This window comes from Sorangium sp. So ce363 (assembly GCF_051520435.1).
Lineage (GTDB): Bacteria > Myxococcota_A > Polyangia > Polyangiales > Polyangiaceae > Sorangium > Sorangium cellulosum_B.
The window spans coordinates 11,679,877-11,704,167 of sequence record NZ_CP150333.1 but is presented as its reverse complement, the minus strand read 5'-3'; the positions used below and the strand labels follow the sequence as shown (position 1 = coordinate 11,704,167).

12 protein-coding genes are annotated in these 24,291 nt (G+C 71.6%); 3 read left to right on the top strand and 9 right to left on the bottom strand.

Annotated elements, in window-relative coordinates:
• Positions 1-86: 86 nt before the first annotated feature.
• The 3 genes from WMF12_RS44045 to WMF12_RS44035 all read right to left on the bottom strand — a co-directional run bounded on the left by WMF12_RS44045 (position 87) and on the right by WMF12_RS44035 (position 9,101).
• Positions 87-1,835 (bottom strand): protein kinase domain-containing protein, encoded by a 1,749-nt coding sequence (locus tag WMF12_RS44045; RefSeq protein ID WP_437854679.1) that lies wholly within the window; start codon positions 1,833-1,835, stop codon positions 87-89.
• Positions 1,836-2,050: 215 nt separating this feature from the next.
• A complete protein-coding gene (locus tag WMF12_RS44040; RefSeq protein WP_437854678.1) occupies positions 2,051-5,377 on the bottom strand; it encodes a protein kinase domain-containing protein in 3,327 nt (1,108 codons plus the stop codon).
• Positions 5,378-5,444: 67 nt separating this feature from the next.
• Positions 5,445-9,101: an FIST N-terminal domain-containing protein gene (locus WMF12_RS44035; RefSeq protein WP_437854677.1), complete on the bottom strand. Its 3,657-nt coding sequence runs from the start codon at positions 9,099-9,101 to the stop codon at positions 5,445-5,447.
• A gap of 700 nt (positions 9,102-9,801) precedes the next feature.
• Here WMF12_RS44035 and WMF12_RS44030 point away from each other — a divergent pair.
• Positions 9,802-11,091 carry a right-handed parallel beta-helix repeat-containing protein gene (locus WMF12_RS44030; protein WP_437854676.1) on the top strand — a complete coding sequence of 430 codons (1,290 nt, stop codon included), beginning with the start codon at positions 9,802-9,804 and terminating at the stop codon, positions 11,089-11,091.
• A 139-nt stretch (positions 11,092-11,230) separates the two neighbouring features.
• Here WMF12_RS44030 and WMF12_RS44025 read toward each other — a convergent pair whose 3' ends face one another.
• From WMF12_RS44025 to WMF12_RS44015, 3 genes are all read right to left on the bottom strand, one after another.
• Entirely contained in the window at positions 11,231-12,514 is a 1,284-nt protein-coding gene (locus WMF12_RS44025) for a PP2C family protein-serine/threonine phosphatase (protein WP_437854674.1), read from the bottom strand.
• 57 nt (positions 12,515-12,571) lie between these two features.
• Complete coding sequence (locus WMF12_RS44020) at positions 12,572-13,594, bottom strand: hypothetical protein (RefSeq protein ID WP_437854673.1); 1,023 nt, start codon at positions 13,592-13,594, stop codon at positions 12,572-12,574.
• A 184-nt stretch (positions 13,595-13,778) separates the two neighbouring features.
• Positions 13,779-14,642 (bottom strand): hypothetical protein, encoded by an 864-nt coding sequence (locus tag WMF12_RS44015; protein ID WP_437854672.1) that lies wholly within the window; start codon positions 14,640-14,642, stop codon positions 13,779-13,781.
• Between the two features lie 505 nt (positions 14,643-15,147).
• Between WMF12_RS44015 and WMF12_RS44010 the strand changes: the two genes are divergently transcribed.
• Positions 15,148-16,872, top strand: coding sequence for an ABC transporter substrate-binding protein (locus tag WMF12_RS44010; protein WP_437854671.1), 1,725 nt, complete (start codon positions 15,148-15,150; stop codon positions 16,870-16,872).
• Between the two features lie 214 nt (positions 16,873-17,086).
• Here WMF12_RS44010 and WMF12_RS44005 read toward each other — a convergent pair whose 3' ends face one another.
• The 3 genes from WMF12_RS44005 to WMF12_RS43995 form a co-directional block, all read right to left on the bottom strand.
• Positions 17,087-19,684, bottom strand: a complete 2,598-nt coding sequence (locus WMF12_RS44005) for a caspase family protein (RefSeq protein WP_437854670.1) — start codon at positions 19,682-19,684, stop codon at positions 17,087-17,089.
• 780 nt (positions 19,685-20,464) lie between these two features.
• Positions 20,465-21,559, bottom strand: a complete 1,095-nt coding sequence (locus tag WMF12_RS44000) for a PEGA domain-containing protein (protein WP_437854669.1) — start codon at positions 21,557-21,559, stop codon at positions 20,465-20,467.
• Between the two features lie 416 nt (positions 21,560-21,975).
• Positions 21,976-22,788 carry a hypothetical protein gene (locus tag WMF12_RS43995; protein ID WP_437854668.1) on the bottom strand — a complete coding sequence of 271 codons (813 nt, stop codon included), beginning with the start codon at positions 22,786-22,788 and terminating at the stop codon, positions 21,976-21,978.
• 466 nt (positions 22,789-23,254) lie between these two features.
• Between WMF12_RS43995 and WMF12_RS43990 the strand changes: the two genes are divergently transcribed.
• Positions 23,255-24,163 carry a hypothetical protein gene (locus tag WMF12_RS43990; protein ID WP_437854667.1) on the top strand — a complete coding sequence of 303 codons (909 nt, stop codon included), beginning with the start codon at positions 23,255-23,257 and terminating at the stop codon, positions 24,161-24,163.
• Positions 24,164-24,291: the final 128 nt, after the last annotated feature.

The window sequence follows — 24,291 nt, the reverse complement described above, 5'->3', positions numbered from 1 at the left end:
TCACGACACGTCGACTCCACCTCACCGCCTGTCCCGAGAGGGCCTCTCCCCGAGCGCCCGCAGGGCGGGAGTCTCCCTCTCCGGTGTCACCGGGGCGGAGCGCTGACCGGAACGCCCTTTCCCCCCGGGGGCGAGCCCGGGCTCGGGAGGCTCCCGCTCGCGGGCCGCTCCTCGGGCCGCGTTCCGCTGGCCAGCAGCGCGACGACGATCGCCGCCGCCACCGCCGCCAGGACGAAGCCCGCCCTGAAGGGCGAGCGCAGCCGCCGGAGCGTGTCCGCGAGCGTCGTCTCGTCGGCGTCCTCCTCGACGCGCGCCCTCTCCGGAGCTGAACCGGCCGCGCCGAGCCCGACACGGCCGGCTTCCACCCGGGGCTGCGGCCGGTCCGAGCCGGTCGCCACCTCGCTCCGCTCCGCAGGGCCGGCCTCCGCCCGGACGCCCGCGTGGTCCGGGACCGCGACGGCCTCGCTCCGCTCCACCGGATCCGCCTCCGCAGGGGCGCGCGGGCGGCCCGAGACCGTCGCCGCCTCGCTCCGCTCCGCAGGGCTGGCCTCCGCCCGGGCGCGAGGGCGCTCCGAGACCGTGACGGCCTCGCTCCGCTCCACCGGATCCGCCTCCGCCGGGGCGCGCGAGCGGTCCGACACCGTGATGGCCTCGCTCCGCTCCACCAGGTCGGTCTCCTCCCGGGCGCGCGAGCGGTCCGACACCGTGATGGCCTCGCTCCGCTCCACCGGATCCGCCTCCTCGGGAGCCGCGGGGAACACGGGAGGTGGCAGCTCCGGGCGAAGCTCGATCGCCATGCCGCCGGTGGATGGGCCGGAGCCCATGGTGGTGGGGATCGAGCCGCGCTCCCCCGCGTCGACGCCGTCCACGCCGGGGCGCGCCCCGGACAGCGAGTCGCGCAGGCCCCCGCGCAGGATGCGCTGGATGCGATCGACGAGCGGCTGCGCTGCGAGCGGCGCGAACGGGCGGAGCGCCAGCGTGAGCTCCGCCAGGTCGGGCCAGCGCCTGTCGCGATCCCGCTCGAGGCACCGCATGATGATCGGATCGATGTCCGGCGAGAGCCCGCGGACGACCTTCGACGGCAGCTGCGGCACGAACTTGCCCCCGAGCACGAGCGAGACCGTCTGGACGGAGCGCGCGTGCATGGGATACCGGCCGGTGAGCAGCACGTAGAGGAGCGACCCGACCGCCCAGATGTCCGCGCGCGCGTCGACGTCGCGCTGCCCGCGCATCTGCTCGGGGGGCATGTAGTGGGGCGTCCCCAGCATCTGGCCGGTGCTCGTCCGCATCTCGGCGACGCCGAGGAGCGCCGCCTGCGACACCTTGGAGACGCCGAAGTCGAGCACCTTGATGCACGGCGTCCCCTCGCGCGTGTGCGTCAGGAAGAGGTTGGCCGGCTTCACGTCGCGGTGCACAAGCCCGAGCGCGTGCGCCTCCGCGAGCGCGTCGCACGCCTGGATGACGTAGAGCGTCGCCTCCTCCACCGGCAGCGGGCCCCGCTGCTTGCGGATGACCCGGAGATCGCGGCCGTCGAGGAACTCCATCACCATGTACGGCAGCCCGTTCTCGAGCCGCCCGACGTCGTGCACCTTGACCGCGTGCTCGCTCCTGAGCCGCGACGCGATCCGCGCCTCCTGCAGGAAGCGCCCGCACATCTCCGGATCGGCCGCGGTCGCCGGCAGCAGCACCTTGATCGCCCGGAGCTCGTCGAGATCGACGTGGGTCGCGGCGACGACGGCGCCCATCGCGCCCTTGTCGAGCAGCCGGTCCACGCGGTACTTGCCGGCGATCAGGGTTCCGGCCTCCAGCCCTTCGATCTCTTCCAGGCCGCGCATGTTCGAAACCTCCGACCGAGAGCGCCGCGCCGCGGCAGCCAGCATAGCGCAGGCGATCGCCGGCCGGACAGCCGATGCCGAGGAAGCGACGCTCCTCTGCCCCTCTGCTGGCCGGCGCGGCGTTCGCGTGCCGGCGCGGCGCGATGTCGCGGACGCCCTCACCGCGCGCCGCGCCGCTCGCGGGAGCGCACCACGGCGGCGCGGCCCGCCCTGGCTCAGCCCCCTTCCCGCGCCCCGCTCGGCCTCTTGATCACGATCGTCCGCCGCGCGCCGCCCGACTCGAGCGTGAGCTCGAGGGTGGCGCCCTCCTGCGCGCTCGGCAGCGCATGACGCATCGCTTCAAAGCTGACGAGCGGCCGGCCATTGATCGCGACCACCGCGTCGCCGACGCGGACGCCCGCGGCCGCGGCGGGGCCGCGGTCTTCCACGGCGACCACGACGGCGTCTCCGCTCGTCTTCAGCGCGCCTTCGAGCAGCGGAAAGAGGGGCGCCGCGGTCAGCCCGAGCGCGCTGACCGTCCTCCGGTAGCTCTGCACGGCCGCGTCGAAGCTCTCCTTGCGCATGCGGTAGCGCGCGACGGCCGCCACCGCGCCGCCGCGCTCCTGGAAGCGCGCGTCGACGCGCTCGGGGGTGGCGAACGCGCCGACCTGCTTCAGGTAGCGGCTCGCCTCGGCCTCCGCCATGCCGGCGCGGCGCGCGCCGCCGCCGTGCGCCTGGATGAAGCCGTAGGCCTGCGACCCCGCGAGCGCCGGCACGACGTTGCTCGCGAGCCGGGAGATCGCGTCGGCGCGCGCGACCGCGAGCGCCGCCTCTCGGCTGGCGCCCGAGCCCTCGCCGACCACGAAGATCGCGTCGCCCTCGGCGGTGAACGGCCGGTCCATCCACGGAGGGCTCTCCTCGGCCGGCGGCGCCGCGCGCCACCCCGAGCTCGGCGCGGGCGGCGGGTCCGCCCCGGCGGCGGTGCGCGGGCGTCCCCGGCCCTGGTAGGCGAAGGCCACGGCGAGGACGAGCAGCGCTCCCGCCGCGAACGCCGCGAGCACCCCGCGCGAGCTGGAGCCACGGGCCGCCGAGACGGCCGCGGCAGGCGGAGACGCCCCCGCCGGCGCCGCTGCGCCCGCGCCCGCGCCCGCCGGCGCCGCTGCGCCTGCGGGCGCCCCTGCCCCTGCGCCCGCCCCCGCCGTCGTCACGTGCCCCCCCGCGGCAGAGCGCTTCGTCGCCGGCTCGGGCGCTCCGGCGAGCGTGGGCGTCGGCTCCGGCGCGGCGCCGAGGCGCCTCAGCGCCGGCCGGAGCCACGGGAACGCGAGCGGCGCGTTGCACCGCTTGCACGGCACGTACGGCTCCCGGTCCTCGCGGGCGGCGTGCGCGGCCTCGTTCACGTCGAGCAGCGTCTGCCGGGGCGCGTTGCACCGCTCGCAGGTGCCCTCGACGATCGCCGAGACCACCTCCGCTCGCAGCGGGGGGCTCTCGGAGGCGAGGTGCTCGAGCAGCACCACGGGACAGCCCTCGATCTGGATCGACGTCACCTCGCCGCCCAGCGCGCGGAGCGACAGCGCGAGCGCCCTCGCGCCCTCGGACGTCACCCCCGCCGCGCCCGCGAGATCGAGCACCAGCGCCCCCTCGATCCCGTCGAGCGCGCGCTTCCACCGCACGTGCGCGTCGAGCTTGCAGCGCACGCGGATGCGCGTCCCGCGCTCGTCGACCGTCTTCTCGATCGCCTCGTGGGTCCCCGCGTCGAGCCGCGCGAGCTCGTCGAGCGCCGCCCGCACGTCCGCCGGCAGTTCGATCCCCGCTTGGCTCGCCGCGAACGCGAAGTAGCTCTCGGCGTCGTCGTCGAACACCGCCGCCGCGCCGCAGCGCGGGCAGGGGCTCGCGGGCGGCTCGTGCGTCCTGACGAGGTGCGCGTCCCTGTCGCAGTCGAACAGCCGATCGAAGGCGGCGCCGCAGCGCTCGCACCGGTACGGGCCGTAGAACGACACGACGCGCCCGTCCCCGAAGAAGCGGCGGATCATGCTGATCTGGTTCACGATCGGCTCGGTGCAGCGGCCGATGTAGATCTCGGACGCGCTCCGCGACACCTCGGCCAGCATCGCCATCCACTCGCGCACGCCGAACGACGTGACCCGCTGCACCCCGCCCAGATCGAAGAGCACGCGGCCGGAGATGCCGCGCGCGACCGCGAGGCCCTGGAGCTCCTCGGTCATCCGCCCCGACAGCGAGACGATCAGCAGGCTGCCCAGCCTCCGCTTGGTCACCGTGAGGGCCCGCGGCCCGTGCCCGTGCGCCCCCTCGGGCTCCGCCCCGGGGCCGGCGTCCGCGAGCGACAGCGCGGGGAGCCTCCTGGATCGCGGCGGCGTGTCCAGATCCCCCGCGGCGTCGGGCCGCGACGCCGCGAAGAGCGGCGCCGAAAGCTTCGTGGCGACCCCGCCGGGGCGGCCGGTCTCGGCGGCCTGCGGCGCCCCGCCCACGGCGTCGAGCGCGCCCGCGAAGGAGTCCTCGTTCTGTATCGCCTCCTGCTTCTCGACGATGTGCGATTCGAGGTCCGCCCCCGAGGCGAGCGCGCCCCGCCACACCTCCACGCGCTGGCCGAACAGCTCCGACATGAACGACGACAGGGCGAGCGCCGAGGTGGCGAGCCGCTCCTCCCGGGCGAACGCCTCGAGGTCGATCTGGAGATCCCTCGCGGTCGCGTACCGCTTCTCCCGATCCCGCTCCAGGCACTTGAGCAGGATGCGCTCCAGCCCCGGCGGGTAGTCGGCGCAGACCTCGCTCGGCGGCAGCACGGGGTCCTCGACGATCGCCCGCATCAGCTCGAACTCGGTGGCGCCGCGCCGGAACATCCGGCTCCCCGTCGACATCTCGTAGAGCAAGAGGCCGACCGAGTAGATGTCGCTCCGGCGATCGAGGTGCTCGCTCGTGCACTGCTCGGGCGACATGTACGGGACCTTGCCCTTGAGCGCGCCGTCGCGCGTCTCGTTGACGCGGTTCGCCGCCTTCGCGATCCCGAAGTCGAGGATCTTCACGGCCCCGTCGTAGGTGACGATCACGTTGTGCGGGGACACGTCGCGGTGGACGATGTCGAGCGGCTTGCCGTCGAAGCCGACCTTCTCGTGCGCGTAGTGGAGCCCCGCCGCGATGCCCGCCGCGATGGTGATCGCGTGCTCGATCGGCATCCGCCGGTTCGCCGACCGGAGCGACTTCCGGACGGTCCTGAGATCCTCGCCGTGGAGGTACTCCATCGCGATGACCGGCACGCCGTCGACGTCCTCGATGTCGTACATCTGGACGAGGTTGGGGTGGTCCAGGGTGGCGGCGATGCGCGCCTCGTCGAGGAACATCCGCACGAACTCGGGGCTGTCGACGAGGTGCGGGAGGATGCGCTTGACCACGCAGATCTTCCTCACGCCCGAGATGCCCGCGACGGAGGCCACCCAGATCTCGGCCATGCCGCCCATCCCGATCTTCTTGATCAGGCTGTACCTGCCGAGCGTGGTGGGGTGGCGCGAGCCGACGCTCATGGGGCCGGCGGCGTGGCGCTCGGTCATTCGACCGCCTCCATCGCTCGGGCCGGCGGCGTCACTTCTCCAGGAGCGCGGCGGGCGGTCATGGTGCTCATCGAGGGCCTTCGGCCTGGGATTTCGCGAAGCTCACGCTGCGGCGCTCACCGCGCGACTCGATCTGGAGGGTCATCGTACCACCGGCCGGCGCGCGCGCCCACGCGTCCGCCGCGGCCTTCCCGAAGATCTCGACCGAATGGACGGGGCGATCGTTGACCGAGAGTACGATGTCCCCCGCGACGATCCCTGGATCCGCGCCGCGCTGCGAGCGCTCCGCCGCGACGACGACGAGCTCGCCGGAGGTGCGTACCCGCGCCTCGAGCTGCGGGAAGAAGCGCGCCACGGTGAGCCCCTGGAACGTGGCCGTCTGGCGGTAGAGCTCCGCGGCCGCGTCGAAGCTCTGCCGGGACAGCCTGTACCGCGCAAAGGCGAGCACGCCGTCGCCTTCCCGCCGCACGACGGCGTCCACGCGCTCGGGCGTCGCGAACGCGCCGACCTGCGCGAGGAAGCGCCCGGCGATGCGCTCGACGATCTCCGCGCGCTGCGCCGCCCTGGCCTCGGCCGGCGGCTGCGCGACGAGGAGCTCGGCCGCGGGAGAGCCCGCGAGCTCCGCGGCGAGGCCGGACGTGAGGCGCTCGATCGCGCCGTTGCGCGCCGCCGCGAGCGCGCCCGACTCGCTGGCCGCGGGGCCGCCGCGACCGACGACGAGCACGCTCTCGCCCTCGACGACGAACGGCCGCTCCACCCACGCGGGCGGGAGGTCGTCCATGACCGACCAGCCCGCCGTGCCGGGGCCGCTCGCGGGCGGCGCCGGCGCGCGCGCCTCCCCCGCGGGCGCCGCCGAGGCCGCTGGGGCCGCCGAGGCCGCGGGCGCTGCCGGAGCAGCGGGCGCCGCCGAGGCCCCTGGCGCGGCGGGGCCGACGCCGCCGCGCCACGCCGCGAAGCCGGCGGCCGCGAGCGCCACCCCGCCGAGCAGCGCGAGGAACGCCGCGTTGCCGCCCGCGCCGCGCTGCTGCGGCGCGGCGGCGCCCGCGCCGTGCTGCTGCGACTGGGGCGCCGCGGCCGGCTGCTGCTGCGAGCTCGCCGCAGGCAGGGCGGGCGGCGGCGGGACCGAGGGGGCGCGCGTCGCGTGGGCGCCGAGGACGTAGAGCAGCGAGCGGGAGCCGTCGAAGGCGAGCGGCGTGTTGCAGCGCTTGCAGGTGACGCTCGGGTCCTGGCCGCCGCGGAGCAGGGGGGCGTGCCGATCGACCTCGACGAGCACCGTCCGGGTCGCGCTGCAGGACGCGCAGCGGCCCTCGACGACCGCGGACTCGATCCGCGCGAGCTCGGGCCACGAGGGGCCCGCCGTGCGCTCGGCGAGCAGCCGGGGACAGCCCTCGATGCGGATCGCCTCGACGGCGCCGTCGAGCTTGCGGAGCGCCGACTCGAAGCGCGCCGCGCCGTCGGCGGTGACCGCGGGGACGTTGCTCAGATCGAAGACGACCTGGCCCTCGAGGCCGTCGATGATGCGGCTCCAGCGGATCGTCGCGGTCAGCTTGCTGCCCACCTTGAAGCGGGTGACGCGCCCCTCGACGGACTTCTCCACCACGTCGCCGACGGCGGGCTCGTCGGCCCTCTCGAGCTCGTGGAGGATCTCGCGCACCTCCGGCGGGATCGCGCCGGCGCCGTGCTGGGCGACGAACCCGAAATACGTCTCCGCGTCGTCGTCGAAGGCGCCGGCGCCGTCGCAGCGGGGGCACACCGCGTCGGGCGGCTTGCCCTCGGCGAGCGAGGCCGCGTCGTGGACGCAGTCGACGAGGCGCTCGAACTGGGCGCCGCACGACTCGCAGCAGTACGGCGCATAGAACGAGACGACCCGCCCGTTGCCGGCGAACCGCCGGATCATGCTGAGCTGGTTGATGACCGGCTCGGAGCAACGCGCGAGGTAGAGGGCGCGGAGGCGCGGCTGGGCCGCATGGATCATCTGGAGCCACTCGCGGACGCCGAACGACGTGATCCGCTCGACGCCGGCGAGGTCGAGCAGGACCTTGCCCTCGAGCTCCCGCGCGAGCGCCGCCCCCTTGAACGCCTCGGTCATGCGCCCGGCGAGCCGGACGACGAGGACGTCGCCGATCGTGCGCCGATCGAACGCGAGGCTGTCGAGGCGGCCGGCGGCGCCGGCGGGCGGCACGCTCCGCGTCGGCGCGGCGCGGTGCGCCCAAGCGGCGGGCGGCGGCCGATCCACGGTGGTGGGGCTGTGCCCCGACGAGACCGGCCCCGAGGCGGGCTCGGCGCTTTGCGGGCGCGACGCCCTGCGGCCGTTCGGCGGCACCCGGATGGTCGGCCGCGGCTCCTCGCCCTCGCGCCCCGGCGACAGCGGCGACGGCCCCGGCGTCGCGCTCGACGCCGACGCCGGCGCGTCGAAGGAGGTCTCGGACGTGAAGGTCGAGTCCGACGCGATCTCGAGCTCCTCGAACTCCGCCATCCCGCCGGCCGGCTGCGCGACGACGCGCGCCGCCACGGCCGGCGCGCGCTTCGCGGCGCGCGGCCTTCGCTCCCCCGGGCCTTCGCTCCTGGCGAGCGGCGTGGGCGCCTCGGAGAGGACCGTGATCGTCATGGTCTGGTTGTGCAGGTCGCAGTGGCCGGTCGCGTACGGCGAGATCTCCCCGTACGAGTAGAACCCTGTCACCTGCGTGCCCTTCGGCAGCACGTCCAGCACCGCCTCGACCTCTTCCTCGGTCCGGTCGCCCAGCACGATCCGGCGCCCCACGCAGCTGATCGCGATCGCCAGCGCGCTGTCCCCGCCCGCCCTTCCCGCCTCGCTCGCCGCCCTCGCCGCCAGCTCCGCGCCCCCGATCAGCCGCTCGAAGTCCGCCTTCATCAGCTGCACCAGGTGCCCTCTCGGCACGTCCCCCGCGAACGTCAGCGACTGCGCGTCGTGGTCCACCGCCAGCACCGTCCGCACCAGCGCCTTCTCGTCCTGCGCCGTCGCGCGCAACGCCAGCGGGAACAGGAGCGCCGACGCCGGCAGCTCCGCCGCCTTGTCCCCGAGGTACTCCTTGTACAGCGCGAGCGCCGGGCGGCCGTCGACCTCGTACAGCACGTTGCCCTCCGAGCGCGTCACCACGCGCTCCGGCCCGAACTTGTCCCAGCCCCCCTTGGACCCGTGCTGGATCACCACGTGCTCGCCGTACAGCCCCACGGCCGCCACGAGCCCGCTGCGCACCACGTCCCCCGCGCACACCCACGTCCGCTTGAACTGCGTCCCGTCCCCGGACAGGCCCCCGGTCACCACCACCGACTCCGGCAGCACCGCGTTCAGCCCGCGCACCAGCTGGCTGCCGTTCACCCCGAGCCCCTCCGACAGCACGAGCACCCCGCGCAGCCCCGGCCGCTCCAGCTTGCGCGCCAGCGCCTGCCCCGCGGCGAACGACGCAGACGCGCTCGCCACCTCCACCTGCGCCGTCGCGAGCGTCGTCCGCTCGAACCGCGCCACCGCCACCGTCAGCGTCCCGTCGCGCACCGACGTGCCCGCGATCTCGCCCGCGCTCGAGCACCCCACCATGTGCGACCGCGGGTACGCCCGCCGCAGCTCGCGGATCGCCCCGGGGTCGTCGAGGAGCTCCGGCGCCCCGAACGCCAGCACCAGCGTCCGCTCGCTGTCGAGCACCGGCAGCACCCGCACGGACCACTTCTTGGTGTCCCGATCGTAGTGGAAGGTCTCGAGGATCATGGGGCTCCTCGCCCCCAGGCTACAGCACGCGGGCGACGACGGGCGTCGCGACGTGACGGTGGAGCTCGCTCATCCGCCTGCTGCGTCCGGCGCTCGGCGCGGCGCCTGGGCTCGGCGCGGCGGGCTGACGGGCCTGGTTCGACGGCGACCGCTGAAACGTGCCTCCCTCCTGGGCGCACATGACCGGGAGCAGGGGGCCAGCGCTTCGCCATGCTCGATGGCGATCGATTCGTCGAGCACGCTCGAGGAAGGCCGGCGCAGAGCGTTTCCGATCGGTCAAAACAATCTTCGACCGACGGCCGGCGGTCGGCATGACACCCAGAGCGTGATCCGCTGAGCCACCGACAAAGCCAACAAACCCAACCGCTTCACTCGGTTTTGGAACATCCCAACCACCCACGCTGGCGCCTGGGATCACGTCCACCACGTAGCGCCGATCGTCGGTCTGGGACGTGCGCCGGCGCCTGCGATGAGATCATGAGTTGAGCGCCGAAGCCGCTCTGTCATCGACGATCAGTCACGCGACGAAATTCGCGAATTTGGATTGCCGACGCCTTTTCCGGATTCCATCATTGCGGCCCGACTCGCCGTATCCCTCGACGCTGGATAGCGCCGAAGGCGAACACTTATCCACTCGCGGAGACGTCAGCTCACGCCTCGAACGGCGGCTTCGATCTCCAGCACAGAGAGGAGCACCAGGATGAAACCAACGATCCTCTTGCTGACATTGACTACAGCGTTCCTGGTTCAGAGGGGCGCCCTCGCGGCAACTTACTATGTCGACTGCGAGCTCGGCGATGACGCCGGGGAGGGCGGAGTGGACGACCCATGGCAGACGCTTCAATTCGCCGTCAACAACATCAATGACGGCGACACGATCATCGTGCGCCCCGGGCTCTGTCAGGGCTGTCGCATCGGGGAGTCGGGGGCGCCGGGCGCAGGGAGAAAGACCCTGAGGGCCGAGCCCGGCGTCACGATCGTTGAGCTGGGGACTGCGAACAGACACGAAAGCCACATCGAAGTCGAGCTCTTTGGCGGCACGGTGAGCCATTGGATCATCGAGGGCTTCGAGCTGACGGGCGCGCCCAGATCCGGCGTCGATCTACGCGGCACAAGCGACATCACCGTCAGGTACTGCTATGTCCACAACAACGGCCGGACGGGCATATTTACCGCGTTCAGCGACGATGCGGTGATCGAGTACAACGAATCCGCCTTCAACGGCGAGCATGGGGTGTACACCAGCAACAGCGGAGATCGCCCCCTGATCCGCGGCAACCTCCTCCATCACAACGCGTCCGCTGGCGTTCACATGAACGGCGACAGGAGGTTCACGCCGGGCGACGGCGTCATCACCGGCGCCACCGTCGAGCAGAACGAGATCTGGGAAAACGGCATGGCCGGGGCCTCGGCGATCAACTGCGATGGGGTCAGCGACAGCATGTTCAGGAACAATCTGCTCTACGAGAACCACGCGAGCGGCATCTCGCTCTATGCGATAGACGGGTCGGAGGGGTCGAGCCGCAACCAGGTTTACAACAACACGATCGTGATGGCGGAAGGCAGCCGCTGGGTGTTCAACATGCCGCGCTCGAGGGGCAACATCTCCGATCCGGTCGGCAACAAGATCAAGAACAACATCCTCTACACACCGCGGACCGACAGGGGCTCCATCCTGATCTACCAGCCCGACATCGAAGGCTTCGAGAGCGACTACAACGTCGTCGTGGACCGCTTCAGCGCGAACGGCGGCAGATCGATAATCAACCTGAGCACGTGGCAGAGCCTCGGCTACGACAGGAACTCGCTGATCGCCTCTCCGACGGAGCTCTTCGAAAACCCGAACGTCGCCGATTTCCACCTGAGGCAAGGATCCCCGGCCATCGACAGCGGAACGGCCGTCCCTGTGCTCATCGATCTGGACGGGGTCGCTCGGCCCCAGGGGCCCGGCTGGGACATCGGTGCTTATGAGTTCATCAGCGGCAAATGAAGGGCGATCGGGTCGCGCTCGCGGGGTGCTGCGCGCAGCAGCGCGGGACGCCGCACCTCCGTGAGAGGCGGAGCTCGACCGGGGTGGAGGCCGCGGCGAGGGCGCGCTGGGGGATCTGCGGCGCCGTCCTCGGGGTCGGCTACCGCACGCGGGCCACGACGAGCGTCACGTCGTCGTCGAGGGCGCGCTCGCCGCGGAACCTGGACACCGCCGCGACGATCGCGTCCCTCGCCTCCTCGGGCGCGCAGGCGGCCACGCTCTGGAAGAGCGATCGCAGCCGCTTCTCGCTGAACTGCTCGCTCGACTCGTTCTCGCACTCGGTCACGCCGTCGGTGAACCAGAGGAGCGCGTCGCCGCCCTCCAGGGCGACGGTGCTCGACGTGTACTCGGCCGAGCTCGCCGCGCCGAGCGGCTCGCCCTGCGCGGCGAGCTGCCGGATCGCGTTGTTCCTGACCAGGTAGGGGAACGGGTGCCCGGCGTTCGCGAGGGTCATCGAGCCGGCGCCGGGGTCGAAGATGCACGCCGCGCAGGTCATCAGGAACTTCTGCTGCCCCGCCTCGAAGATCGAGCAGTTCATGACCCGCAGCAGCTGCGCCGGGCTGATCGCCTCGCGCGCGAACGTGCGCACGACGTCGCAGGCGGCCTTCGCCGCCCCCGTGATGATCGCGGACGAGATGCCGTGCCCGGTCACGTCGCCGACGACGGTGAGCAGCCTGCCGTCCGGCAGATCGTGGAACGTCCACCAGTCGCCGCCGCACTCCGCCGCGGGCTGGAAGTGGCTGGCGAGCCGCAGGGAGGGCCGCTCGATGACGTCCTGGCTCGGCACGAGCATCTGCTGGACGGCGCGCGCGACCTCGAGCTGCTTCTTCAGCGACGCCTTCTCCGCCGTGTCGTAGAGCAGCTGCACCAGCCGGTCCCCGAGCGCGACGAGCTGGACGCGGACCTCGTTGATGGCCTCGTCCGAGCCGCTCGCGCCTGCGGCGTCCTGGCCTGCGGCGGCCTGGCCGGCGGCGGCCTGGGTCGCGCCGCCGGGCGCCGCGCTGCTCAGGGAGAAGAGCTCGCCGAGCTTCGACGCGAAGCGCCGCTTGGCCGTGGAGATCGTCGATCCGACCTCGATCGGACGCGACGGCTCGACCTGCGAGCTCGCGGCGTCGTGGAAGATGGTCAGCGCGTCCCCGATGGCCACGACGACGCTGCGCAGGCGGTCCCGCTCGGCCAGGAGCTGCCGGTGCAGCGCGCCCATCTCGTTCGTGGAGAGGTCGAGCGAGCGGGTGAGCAGGCTCCGATCGTCGGCGACGTGGCGGTAGTGCTCGCTGATGCGCGCGACCACCTTGTGCCAGGTCTCCCTGTCGGGCGGCGCGTCGAGGTCCTCGAGCCCGAGGCGCCTGAGCTGCCGCGCGAGGAGCGGATCGATCTCAGCCATGGCGCCCGCCTCGGCCGGCTCGTCGTCCTCTTGCGCCGCGCGCGGCGAGCGCGGGCGTCACCACCCGGTCCGCTCCAGCGTCTCCATCGCCGGCGTGGAGCGCTCGAAGAAGTGGAGGGACGCCGGGAGCGAGCGGAACTCGCGCGGGTTGACGTCGAGGTCCCAGAAGGACGTGACCATGGTCGAGGCCATGGGCGAGACGTCGACGACCAGCACGGCGCCGGCCGCGTAGATCTTGAGCATGCCGAGCCCGGCGCCGCCGCGCGACGTGTCGAGCACGGGGGCGCTTGTCGAGTCGGCGCCGCGGGCGCTCAGGCCGCGGGTGATGCCCTCGAAGACGTGGTGTCGCCGGAGGCCGCCGAACGGATCGTGGGCCTGGAGGGCGAGGTACGCGCCGTCGGTGCCGAGGCGCAGGGTGGGGATCTCGTTCTCCTCGAGCACGAGGTCGCGCCGCCTGTCGTGCGCGTAGCGGGGGCGGCCGCGGCGGTCGACGGGGGCGTCGTACATGGCGTTCATGAGCAGCTCGTGCGCGAGGGAGGCGATCCGCTCGGCGACCCGCGCGGGGGCGCCGGAGCGCTCGGCCCAGTGCGCGACCTCGGCGACGGTGCGGTCGCGGTCGTCGCTCGTGCGGGGGCGCCATTTCACGATGGTGGCGCCCCAGGAGAGCAGGTCGGAGAGCCGAGGCGGCAGGGCGAGCGGCTTGAGGATGCGGCGGGCGGCGAGGGCGATCTCCCAGGGCCGCGGCATGGAGGCGAAGCTCGGCCAGCCGACGATGCTGGAGAGGCGGGGCTCCTTCAGGGCGGCGTGGAGGATCGCGTCGGTGCTGCCCGAGGTCCACACGAGCAGGTGCATGCTGGGGTACCGCTCGGCCGCCCACTCGAGCGCGAGGTCGAGATCGGCGGCGTCGCAGCCGAGCAGGAGGGGTCGCTCGGACAGCCGGGCGCGCAGCTCGGCGGGATCGCTGGCGACGGGGACGTCCTGCAGGCCGGAGGCAGCGGACATCGCGCGGGCGATGCGCTGGCCGACGACGCGGTTCCGCTCGAGGACGGCGATCGTCGCTTTGGGAGGAGAAGCGCTCAAGGGCTCACCGCGGGTTATCCCCCGGCAGCGGCTGCCCTGGGGGTGGACACGGCCCCATTACATCACAGCGCGCGTCCGAGAGGTGCCGTGAAGACGCCGAGCCGCCGCGTGGGCGTGGAGGCGCGGGGGACGCTCGCCCCCGCAGACGACCGCACATGCAGGGGCGGCGGCGCCGCCGCGCCGGTTACCGGACGCACTGAGACCAGGCCGTCTTGTTGTTGACGGTGTGCTGCTCCCAGTCGAGCGTCGTTGGATTGTACTCGAGCCAGACGCCATCGGTCCAGTTGTTCGACGTGAAGGGCCCGCCCAGCCCTGTCATGCCGCACGCCACCCCGCCGACCGAATTGCTCGCCAGAGGATCGATGCGATGGTTGTTGCCCGCGAGCCACTGCCATGCACCGTAGTTTTGCGGCACATCCACGCAGATGGCCTTCACCGTGGCCGTCACCGGGGTATCCACGCCCGTGGTGCTGACGCCCTCGAGGAACCACTCGCCCGAGGCGTCTTTTCGCACCCTCGCGTAGTCCGTGATCCAGTTGTTGAACCTGAACGCGCCGTTGCTGATCACCTGCGTGAGGAAGCACCGCCGTGACGACGTGCCGAATCCCATGCTCGTCGGCAGGCCCTCCCCCGGTCCCCAGGTCCAGGTGAATTGAGCCGTCCTGTTCTCCGCCGTGTTGACGCACACGGCGTTGGCGCCCAGGTTCTGGCCGCTGGCGGCATCGACGTTGAGGATCCAGTCCCCGCCGGACCGCTGTACGCGCACCGCGGCCTGAGAGCTGGCCCCGAGCTTGCCCCAGACGCCTGCGAGGAAACACGTCCGGTCGACGTCCGTCCCCAGGTTGAGCTCGCAGCTCCCGCCGCATCCCCAGCTGTACCCCGACCAGCCGATCGCCGCCTGGGCCTCTCCGACGGGCTCGTCCAGGGTCCCCTCGCCCTCATCACCCATCTCGCTCACACAGCCCAGCGCCAGGGGAGCGACGATCAGCGCCAACGCCGAGCCGAGATGAGCGCTCCAGGGCTTGTTCATCAGCGGATTCGATCTCATGGGAGGAGCTCCTTGGCAGAGGGGAAGTGAATCGATTTCAAGTTCAGGGCAACACTACGACCTCTATCGTTTTCAACGATGGTTTGTCAACATGGTTAACTTTCGAGCAGCGCCTCCTCTGCGACATGAAGCATGAAGGAGGAGGTCCGGAATAGGCGAGCACCACGCGCGGGTGAGCCCCCTGCTCGCCTGTCTCGCCTGTCCGGGGCGCGCGGGCCCGCGACCCGCTCGACCAGGCCCCCAGCACCCGGGGTCCCGCGCCGTCCCTCGCCGTCCCTCGCCGTCCCTCGCAGGACGGCGCGACGGAGCGCGCGGCGACTGCCACGTCTGCGCGTTGACACCCACATGACTTAACCGGTAAAGTGTTCCATGCCATGCCGAGCACGGCATGGAGGACCTCGCGCGGCCGTCCGTCGTCCCTTGTCTGCCGGGCTACGGGGCCGCGCGCTGTCACGGGGATGGAGCGTCGCGGGGACCCGACGTCGCCCGCGCGGAGAGGCTTGTCATGAAGACTGGACTTATGTCGCGTCGCATCTTCTTTCTATCGGCGCTGATGCTTTCCGCCAGCGCCGCCGCGGGTTGCTCTTCCAAGGAGAAAGCCGAGGCGGCGCGTGGCGCTCCGGACGGGTCGGCGGCGCCCGCGTCGAAGCCTGCGGCGAAGGGCGCCTCGATGGTCACGATCTCCAGGGAGCAGCAGGCTTCCTGGGTGCGGAGCTTCAACCCCCTGCTCGCCGAGGGGAGCGTGCGGTTCCCGACGCTCGCCGGCATCTACGAGCCGATGCTCATCTTCAACACGATGAAGGGCGAGTACACGCCGTGGCTCGCCACGAAATACGCGTGGAGCGACGGAAACAAGAGGCTCACCTTGACGACCCGCTCCGGCGTCCAGTGGTCGGATGGACAAGCGTTCTCGGCGAAGGACGTGGTGTTCACGTTCGAGCTCCTGAAGAAGCACGCCGCGCTCGACCTCTCGGGGGTGTGGAAGTTCGTCGAGTCGGTGAAGGCGACGGACGACACGACCGTCGAGTTCGCCTTGAAGCGGCCGTACGTCCCGGGGCTCAGCTACATCGGCCACCAGCCGATCGTGCCGGAGCACAAATGGAAGGACGTCGCCGATCCGGTCACGTACGCGAACGAGAACCCCGTGGCGACGGGGCCGTTCACCGAGATCAAGACCTTCCAGAACCAGGTGTACGAGCTCGGCAAGAACCCGAACTACTGGCAGAAGGGGAAGCCGGCCGTCGATGGGCTGCGCTTCCCGGCGTACCCGGGCAACGATCAGGTCAACCTGGCGATCATCAACGGCGAGGTCGACTGGGCGGGCGCGTTCGTCCCCGAGATCGAGAAGGTCTATGTCGCCAAGGACCCGGCGAACCACCATTACTGGTTCCCGCTCGTCGGCGGCATGGCCACGCTCTACCCGAACGGCACGAAGAAGCCGTTCGACGACGTGCGCGTGCGCAAGGCGATCAGCATGGGCATCGATCGGGCGCAGATCGTGAAGATCGCGTCCAACGACTACACCCAGCCGGCGGACGCGACGGGGCTCGACGACTCCTACGAGCGCTGGCGCAACCCGAAGGCCGTGGCGGCGGGCGACTGGGTGAAGCTCGACGTGGCGAGGGCGAAGCAGCTCCTCGACGAGGCCGGGTACGCGCCGGGCCCGGACGGGATCCGGGTGAAGGACGGCAAGCCCATGCGCTTCGAGATCAACGTCGTCACCGGCTGGTCCGACTGGGTCCGCGCGGTCCAGATCATGACGCAGAACCTCAAGCAGCTCGGCATCGACGCCTCGCTCAAGGCGTACGATTTCAGCGCGTTCTTCGAGGCGCTCCAGAAGGGCACGTTCGACATGTCGATGGGGTGGACCACCGTCGAGCCCACGCCCTACAACTACTACCGAGATCTCATGTCCGCGGAGCTCGTGAAGCCCGTCGGCGAGGCGAGCGCGCGCAACTGGCACCGCTACGGCGACAAGGAGGCCGACAAGCTGTTCCAGCAGTTCGAGGCAGCGACGGAGTCAGCGGAGCAGAAGCGCATCCTCGACGACGTGCAGATGCTCTACGCGCAGAACGCGCCGGTGATCCCGCTCTTCAAGAACCCGTCCTGGGGCGAGTACAGCACGAAGCGCTTCACCGGCTTCCCCACCAAGGAGAACCCGTACGCCAAGCTGTCGCCGAACAACCCGCCGGAGTACCTGCTCGTCCTCACGGAGCTCAGGCCGAAGTGACGCGCCGCGGGCCTCCGCGGGGGACACCCCGCCGGCCGCGTCGACGGTGATCCCCTCCTGACAACTCCTCTCATTTTGTTGGCATTTTTAGCGAGGAATTGAACGGGGAGACGGGGAGATTCATGAGATCTCACTCCCCGTCTCCCCGCCGTCCTGTGAATTCCACCCCACGTGCGAGCGCCTCCACCCAAATCTCTTCTGCGTTGGCCGTGCGTCAGGCGGCGGCCCCGAACCCGAGGGCGAGGTCCTTGCGCCGGACCGCCCGGATCACCTCCGGAACGACCGAGGTGGCGATCCCGATGGCGAGCGGTAGCCACTTCTCTTCGCCCTCGGCGCCGCCAGCGGGCAGCCGGCTCGCCGCCGGCGGCGCCAGCTCGAAGGAGACGTCTTTGCCTCGGATCGCGCTGATCATGCCAGGCACCGCGCTGATCGCAGCCGGGACAGCCGCCCGCGCCAGCGCCGCGACCCACTTCTCCTCGGCGTCTGCGGTATCGCCGTTCCCGGCGTACACACCGTTGGCGGCCCCGGCTTCGGGCGCGAAGTCCTTGCGCCGGACCGCCCGGATCACCTCCGGAACGACCGAGGTGGCGATCCCGATGGCGAGCGGCAGCCACTTCTCTTCGCCTTCGGCGCCGCCAGCGGGCAGCCGGGTCGCAGCCGGCGGGGTCTGCTCGAAGGAGGCGTCCTTGCCTCGGATCGCGCTGATCATGCCAGGCACCGCGCTGATCGCGGCTGGCACAGCCACGCGCGCGAGCGCCGCCACCCACTTCTCCTCCGCGCCTGCGGCATCGCCGTCACCGGTGTTGTACCCACCGTCCGTGGCCGGCGCTTCGGGCGCGAACTGCTTGCGCCGGACCGCCCGGATCACCTCGGGGACGAGCGATGCGGTGACGCTGGCAGCGAGGCCTATCCACTTCTCTTCACTCATTTGCGTGGCATCCGCCGGCGCTCCCGCCTGCGCTCTCATGCCCGTGTTGGCCTGTGGGGCCCCGGCGCCTGTCGCCTGGGACGTCGCGCCTTGCTGCCGCGGCGCCCCGCCCGCGGCGATGGCCGGCGCCGTCGCGGGCCGCGCCGCGGCTCCGCCAGCGGGCGCAGGCCCGGCCGGGCGCTGCTGCAGCTGCCAGCCTTCGCCCTCGGCGCCACCGGCAGGCAGCCTGTTCGCCGCCGGCGAGGCCTGCTCGAAGGAGGCGTCTTTGCCTCGGATTGCGTTGATCATGCCCGGCACCGCGCTGATCGCGGCTGGCACAGCCACCCGCGCGAGCGCCGCCACCCACTTCTCTTCCGCGCCTGCGAACTCGCCGTTGCCGGCGTACCCACCGTTCGCGGCCCCGGCTTCGGGCGCGAAGTCCTTGCGCCGGACCGCCCGGATCACCTCCGGGACGAGCGATGCGGTGACGCTGGCGGCAAGGCCTATCCACTTCTCTTCGCTCATTTGCATGGTATCCATCGAAGCGCCCTCCTGTTCTCTCCTGTCCGTGTTCACCGGTGGTGCGGCCGCCGTGCCTGTCGCCTGGGACGTCGCACCTTGCTGCCGCTGCTGTCCGCCCGCCGCGGCGGCCGGCGGCGTCGCGGGCCGCGCTCCTGTCGCGCCCGCGGGCGCTGCCTCGGCCGGGCGCTGCTGCTGCGTCGCGGGCCGCGCTGTGGCGCCCTCAGGGGCTGCCTCGGCCGGGCGCTGCTGCTGCGTCGCGGGCCGCGCTGCTGTTGCGCCCGCGGGGGTCGGCTCGGCCTGGGGCTGCCGTGGCTGCCCCTCCGCCGGCGTGGTCGGCGACGTCGCGGCGCCACCGGTCGCCGGCCTGGCGTTCGGCGGCGAGCCGGGCGCTGCGCTGCCGGCCGTGGTCCTCGTGGGCTGGGCGCTCTTCGCGGCGCCCTTCGCGGGCTGGCCGGGTGCCTCGGCCGGCGCGGCGGCTGCGCCAGGAGCCAGCGTCAGGAAGCTCGACTCAGCGAGGCCGGCCGGCTCCGCCGGCACCTTCAAGAGCGGAGTCTGCCGGAACCCCATCTCCTGGAGCTTGGCGCGGACGCCCTCGTGCACCTCGGCAATCGACGGCTCGTCGCCCGCAGCGCCGAGCACTTGCTGCAGCGCGGACGAGAAGGCCGACAGGCCCTCGGTCGCCGAGGTCGAGGCCGCCGCCGTCTCGTTCTCGGAGCAGGCCGAGAGCAGCAGTCCATTGAAGGTGAGCTGATCGGTCTCGTCCCCACCGCCTTCGCCCGGCGCGGCCGCCTTCCCCGCGGCGATCGCCTCCCGGCCCAGCACCAGCCGCTTGACGCCCGCGTCGCTCGCGATCTGCACGCTGCCGAAGGGCCGCGGGACGAGCGGCCGGCCGATGAGGCTCTTTTGCTCCTGCTGCACGTCCGGCGGCGGTGACCACGCCTTGCTGCGCACGAGCTCGACGCGCCCGCCCATCGCGACCTGCTTCTGCATCCCGCCGGAGAAACAAGAATCGAGCACCACCGTGAGCACGCCAGGCGGGGCCGTCTGGCTGAGCTCGCTCAGGCGGTTGTCGAACAGGAACTGCATGTCGCCGAGGACCAGGCACTCTTCGAGGTTCTCGCCACGCGGCTGCTGAAAGCCATGGCCAGAGTAGAAGAAGACCAGCCGGTCATCGGGGCCGACATTCTCGAATAGCCAGGCGAGCCCCTCCTCCACGTTGGCGACGGTAGCGTCGCCGTCGTAGAGCTCCTTGAACTCACTGAAGCCGTAGCGCTCGCTCAGCAGCGAACGGAACTTGGCTGCATCCTCGAGACAGCTCGGGAGGTTGTTCTCCTCGCTACCGTAGTTGTTGATCGCCGTCAATAACGCTCTCTTCGATGCCATGTGAATACCTCCTGTCAAAAGCGGGGCGAGGCCGGGCCCGTCGCCGCGTGGACGTCAGGCGTTCTCGATAGCGTCGCGGGGAACGCTGGTGGACCTCGCTTCGCTCAACCCGTGAGGGCCCCGCCCCTGCCGCCGTATCGAGACCGGGGAGACAAGGGAGCGAGCGAGCGCCCAGACGGTCTGCTTTCGAGCCACCTGGACACGGTGTCATCAGGCATTTCGAGGGTCGCAAACGAGTACGTCGCACCCTCAAACGGATGTGCTCGAGACGGCCGACACATCAGGACGCGTCGGCCTGGGCACGCCTGAGACGACCGCACACCTCGAGGCGCCCCTCGTTATGTCCAATCGAGATCCGGGTTCACGATCCGCCGATTTTTGCAAGCCCTGCTCGTCGTCCGCCGTACAGAGCGACACAGGGAGCGGGACGATCGACGAGCACTCGACATGCCAAGCTTCGAGGCTGCACGTGCTCGAGAGGGCCCCTCCGGACGATGACAGACGCGCTACGCCTCGTCGCATTGCTCGAATGTTTCACGAGCGCTGCCGTCGCCTCCGGTTCGTCGTGCGCCTTACGGAGTGCACGGGGCAAAGAGCCTCAGTGTGGCGTTCCTGAGTGCTGTCTGGCGCGACGCCCTCGCGAGCGGGGGCTTCTCCTGTTCGTCGCAGCAGGGGCGGGCGCACCGAGATAAGAAGAGCTCGTCAAGCGCGAGGGAGCTCATCTGCAGGAAGCGAGCTAGAGTGGCGGCTGGCGAGGGGGGTGCGTCACAGGTGGCGGGGTCACCACGCCCCGAGCGCCACCACCCCGATCTGGTGCGCCGTCGTCACCGGCAAGACACGGAGGGCGGCCGGCGCCGCCTTCGCTCGCGGGGACGAGGAGCCCGCGAAGAAGGACACCACGGTCGCAGCGCCAACGACGACCCCCGTCGCGACAAGGGTGGCCCCGAGGACGCGGGACGTGTCGCGCTGGACGCGCAAGCGGTGGAGCTCGGGGCAGGCGGAGGGCTGCGGCACCTGGCGACACGCGTCCCAGGTCGATGCTGGATCGCGGTTGAGGCCGCCGCCGCGCTCGTCGATGTCTCGATCGAGGACGTTCGCCCGGAGCATGAAGACAGTCCCCGAGGAGATGGCGGCCGTCGTGACGGCGATCCCCGCGATCCGCAGTGTTCCCGGCCACGACGCCCAGGGCCCAGGCGCCGGGGCCGCGGCCGGTCCGACCGGGCCGCGCTTCGCCGCGCTTGGCTCGGGGGTGCGCGGGGGCGGCGGGGCCACGCGCGACAGCGTCAGCGTCGCGCCGATCGTCGCCCCGCCGGCGATCTCGACCCGATGAGAGAGCTCCTCGTATCCCGACAGGCGGGCCCGGAGCGTGTGTTTCCCCGGATCGACGAACAGCTCGAGGACCGTGGCTCCCGTCCCGATCGGCTCGTCGTCCAGGAGGACCTCGGCGTCGGGCGGGGCGGCAGCCACGTAGATCCTTCCGACGTGCTCCAGCGCCTTGTTGAACCCGGTCGTGAACCGGCGGACGAGCGGCTCCTTCAGGGCGGCATCGTGTTCGAGGCTCTCCCCCAGGTGTTCGGCGGCCTCCCGGTGCTTGCCCTGCTCCAGCTCGGAGAGCCCGAGATACCCGAGGACCTCGGCCAGCTGCACCTCGGTCATCCCGGCGGCGTCGGGCGCCGCCAGGGCGGCCTCGAAGCTCGCCTCGGCGTCCGCCCACCGCCGCGAGAAGTAGGAGATCCGGGCCTTCTGGCGCAGCGCCGCGGCCGCCGGCGGCGAGCCCCCGGGCGGCGGCGCCGCGCGCGAGGGCCCCGTGGCGCTGATCAACGCGCCGAGGAGGCAGCACCGCAACAGGACCGACCGCAAGCGCAAGCGCGTCATGGATAGCTCACCTTATCAACGGCATCGCCAGCCCGGCAACGGCGCGCGCCCGGGCCGCTGCGTGCGTCTCCACGACGATTTTGACGTCGTCTCTGGAATGCAACCGACCGAGGCCCCAGCGTGCCGTCGTTCCCTCGCACGCACGGCAAGGGCGCTCCGGACGAGCGGCCGCGCCCCGGAAGCCTGAGCGCCCGGCAGCGAGCGTCGGTTCTGCGGCGCTTCGTCGACAGGCTCGACAACAGACGCCGCGCGGTCTTCATCGAGCATCGCTGTCCCAGGCCCAACGCCGGTCCAGCACGGTGAGGCAGAGGGGTAGATTCGACCCCTACGCGCCTTCTTGGATCAGCACCGAGCACGAGTCCCTCGATCTGGTGAGCTATCTCATCGCCAGCCCGATGGGCCGCATCCGTCAACCGTCATGAGAGCACTTCGATGGCCGTCGTCGCCCCAAGGACGTTATCGATCCAGCGGTCGAGGGTCGCCATGTCCGTGCATGCCTGGACGCGCTCTCTCTCGCTCTCGCCGAGCACGATCCCGGCCCGCGCGAGCAACCGAAGCAGGGTGTCCCTCTTGCCTTCGAGCTTGCCCTCGCGCTTGCTGCGATCCATGAGCTCCCGCACGAACGGAAAAGTCGTCTCGCCTTCGATCTGCCGTTCCATCACCAACGCCTCCAGAGCCCGCCGCATGGGCTCACGCAACCCGCTCCAGATGACCTGAAAGTAGACCATGGCGTGCTCCTGGTCGAGCCGGCCAAGGGCAACGAGCGCCGCCCGGACCACGGTGAGCCCGTTCGGCCCGTTGCCGTGCGCCACCGCCGAGAGCACGGCGAGCTCCGCCTCCTTCCCGGCCTCGTCAGGGTCGGTGATCTCGGGGACGACGGCCGGACCGAGCACCAGCGGCTCGACGTTGCCGCGGTCCAGGCCGAGATCGATGGTCTCCGTCGCCCAGGCGGCCACGCCGGCGTCCGGTGCGACCACGAGGACGACCGTGCCGCAGCGCTTCCTGGCGCGTACGACCGTCACGTACGTCGGCCACGAGAACTTCTTGTCCGGGTCCACGTCGCGCTGGACCTCGACGACGATCGCCAGAACGAGCGTGCCGCTCGTCTCTCGAAGCTCGAGCACGAGGTCAGCGCGGAACTCCACCGGGATGAGCTGCTCGAGCGACGACTCGACCACCGCGACCGAGGCGTGCGGCGGCACCTCGACGTGGAAGAGCGTCGCGAGCAAGTGGGGCGCGAGCTACGGGTGCTCACGGAACATCTCGACGAGGGCGTTGTGCTCGAGCGTCGGCATGATGTTCGGCCTTGAGCACCCCCCATGCCGGCACGAAACGACGGGAAAACTCGGCGACAGTGCCGACTCAGGGGTGGCGGCGCCATGGCGGGTGGCGGCCAGCACTCCCCCTCCCCCTCCACGGCGGTGGCCCATGCGCCAGCCAACCTCTCCGCGCTCGCCTCCCTGAGCACCGGAGGCAACGGCTTGATTCCGCTCGTGTATCCGAGGGCCCCCACGTGCAGCCGCCCCGTGCCCTGACCGCCGCGGGGCACGCGCGGGCCACACGCCGTGACGAATCCGAGGAGCTCCCCGGAATTCATGAGTGGGAGAGCGCAGCTCGGCCCCTGCGGGCCCCACCGCATGAGCCTGGCGCGCCACGCCAATCCAGCATGATTGCAACCACTCGTGAGACCACTCCATGCCCTCAGTGACCCATGAAGCCTTAGTGGAGCTGTTCAAGAACCGGCCGACGCTGGCCGCCGAGATGCTGCACGACGCGCTCGGCCATCCGGTCCCGACCTTCACGGAGGCGCGCGTCGAGTCCTCCGATTTCACCGAGATCGTGCCCTCCGACCGCCGCGCGGACGTCGTCGTCGTGCTGCTGGTCGGCGAGCAGCAGCAGCCCGCGATGGCCATCGTGGTCGAGGTCCAGCTCGGCGTGGACCCGGACAAGCCCTACGTCTGGCCGGTGTACGTCACCCAGACGCGCGCCCGGCACCGCTGCCCAACCGGGCTGCTGGTCGTAACGATCGACGCGGCGATGGCGCGGTGGAGCGCGCGGCCGATCGACACCGGCCACCCTGGCTGGACGCTGACGCCGCTGGTGCTCGGGCCCCAGGGCGTCCCGGTCGTCACCGACGCCGAGCAGGCGAAGGCGGCGCCCGAGGTGGCCGTGCTCTCCGCGATGGCGCACGGACAGAGCGAGGCGGCTGAGGCGATCGGCGAGGCATTCTTCGCGGCGGCGGCCGGGCTCGATGAGGAGCGCCGGGCCGTCTACGGGGATCTGGTGCTATCCTCGCTGAACGCAGCGGCGAGGCGGAAGTTGGAGGCGATGATGAAGAGCGGTTACGAATTTCAGAGCGAGTTCGCACGCAGCTACGTGGCAAAAGGCGTGGAGAAGGGCCGGGAGCAGGGGCGGCTGGAGGGAATCCTCGAAGCCAAGGCGCGCGACGTGCTCGCCATCCTCGAGGCCCGCGGGCTCGAGGTCCCCGCCGAGGTGCGGGAACGCGTCCTCGCGAGCACCGACCTCGACGAGCTGGACCGCTGGATCCGCCGCGCCGCCGTGATCAGCGACGCCCAGGAGCTCCTCGCCACGACCGGCTCCTGAACCGACGCCCCGGGCCCCAGGAGCAGCCGAGCGCGCTGCCCCTATCGCTGGGCGGCGATGCAGGGTGCCCCCTGCCCTCCCTACTTCTCCGCGCTCGCTTCCCTGAGCACCGGCGGCAACGCCATCAG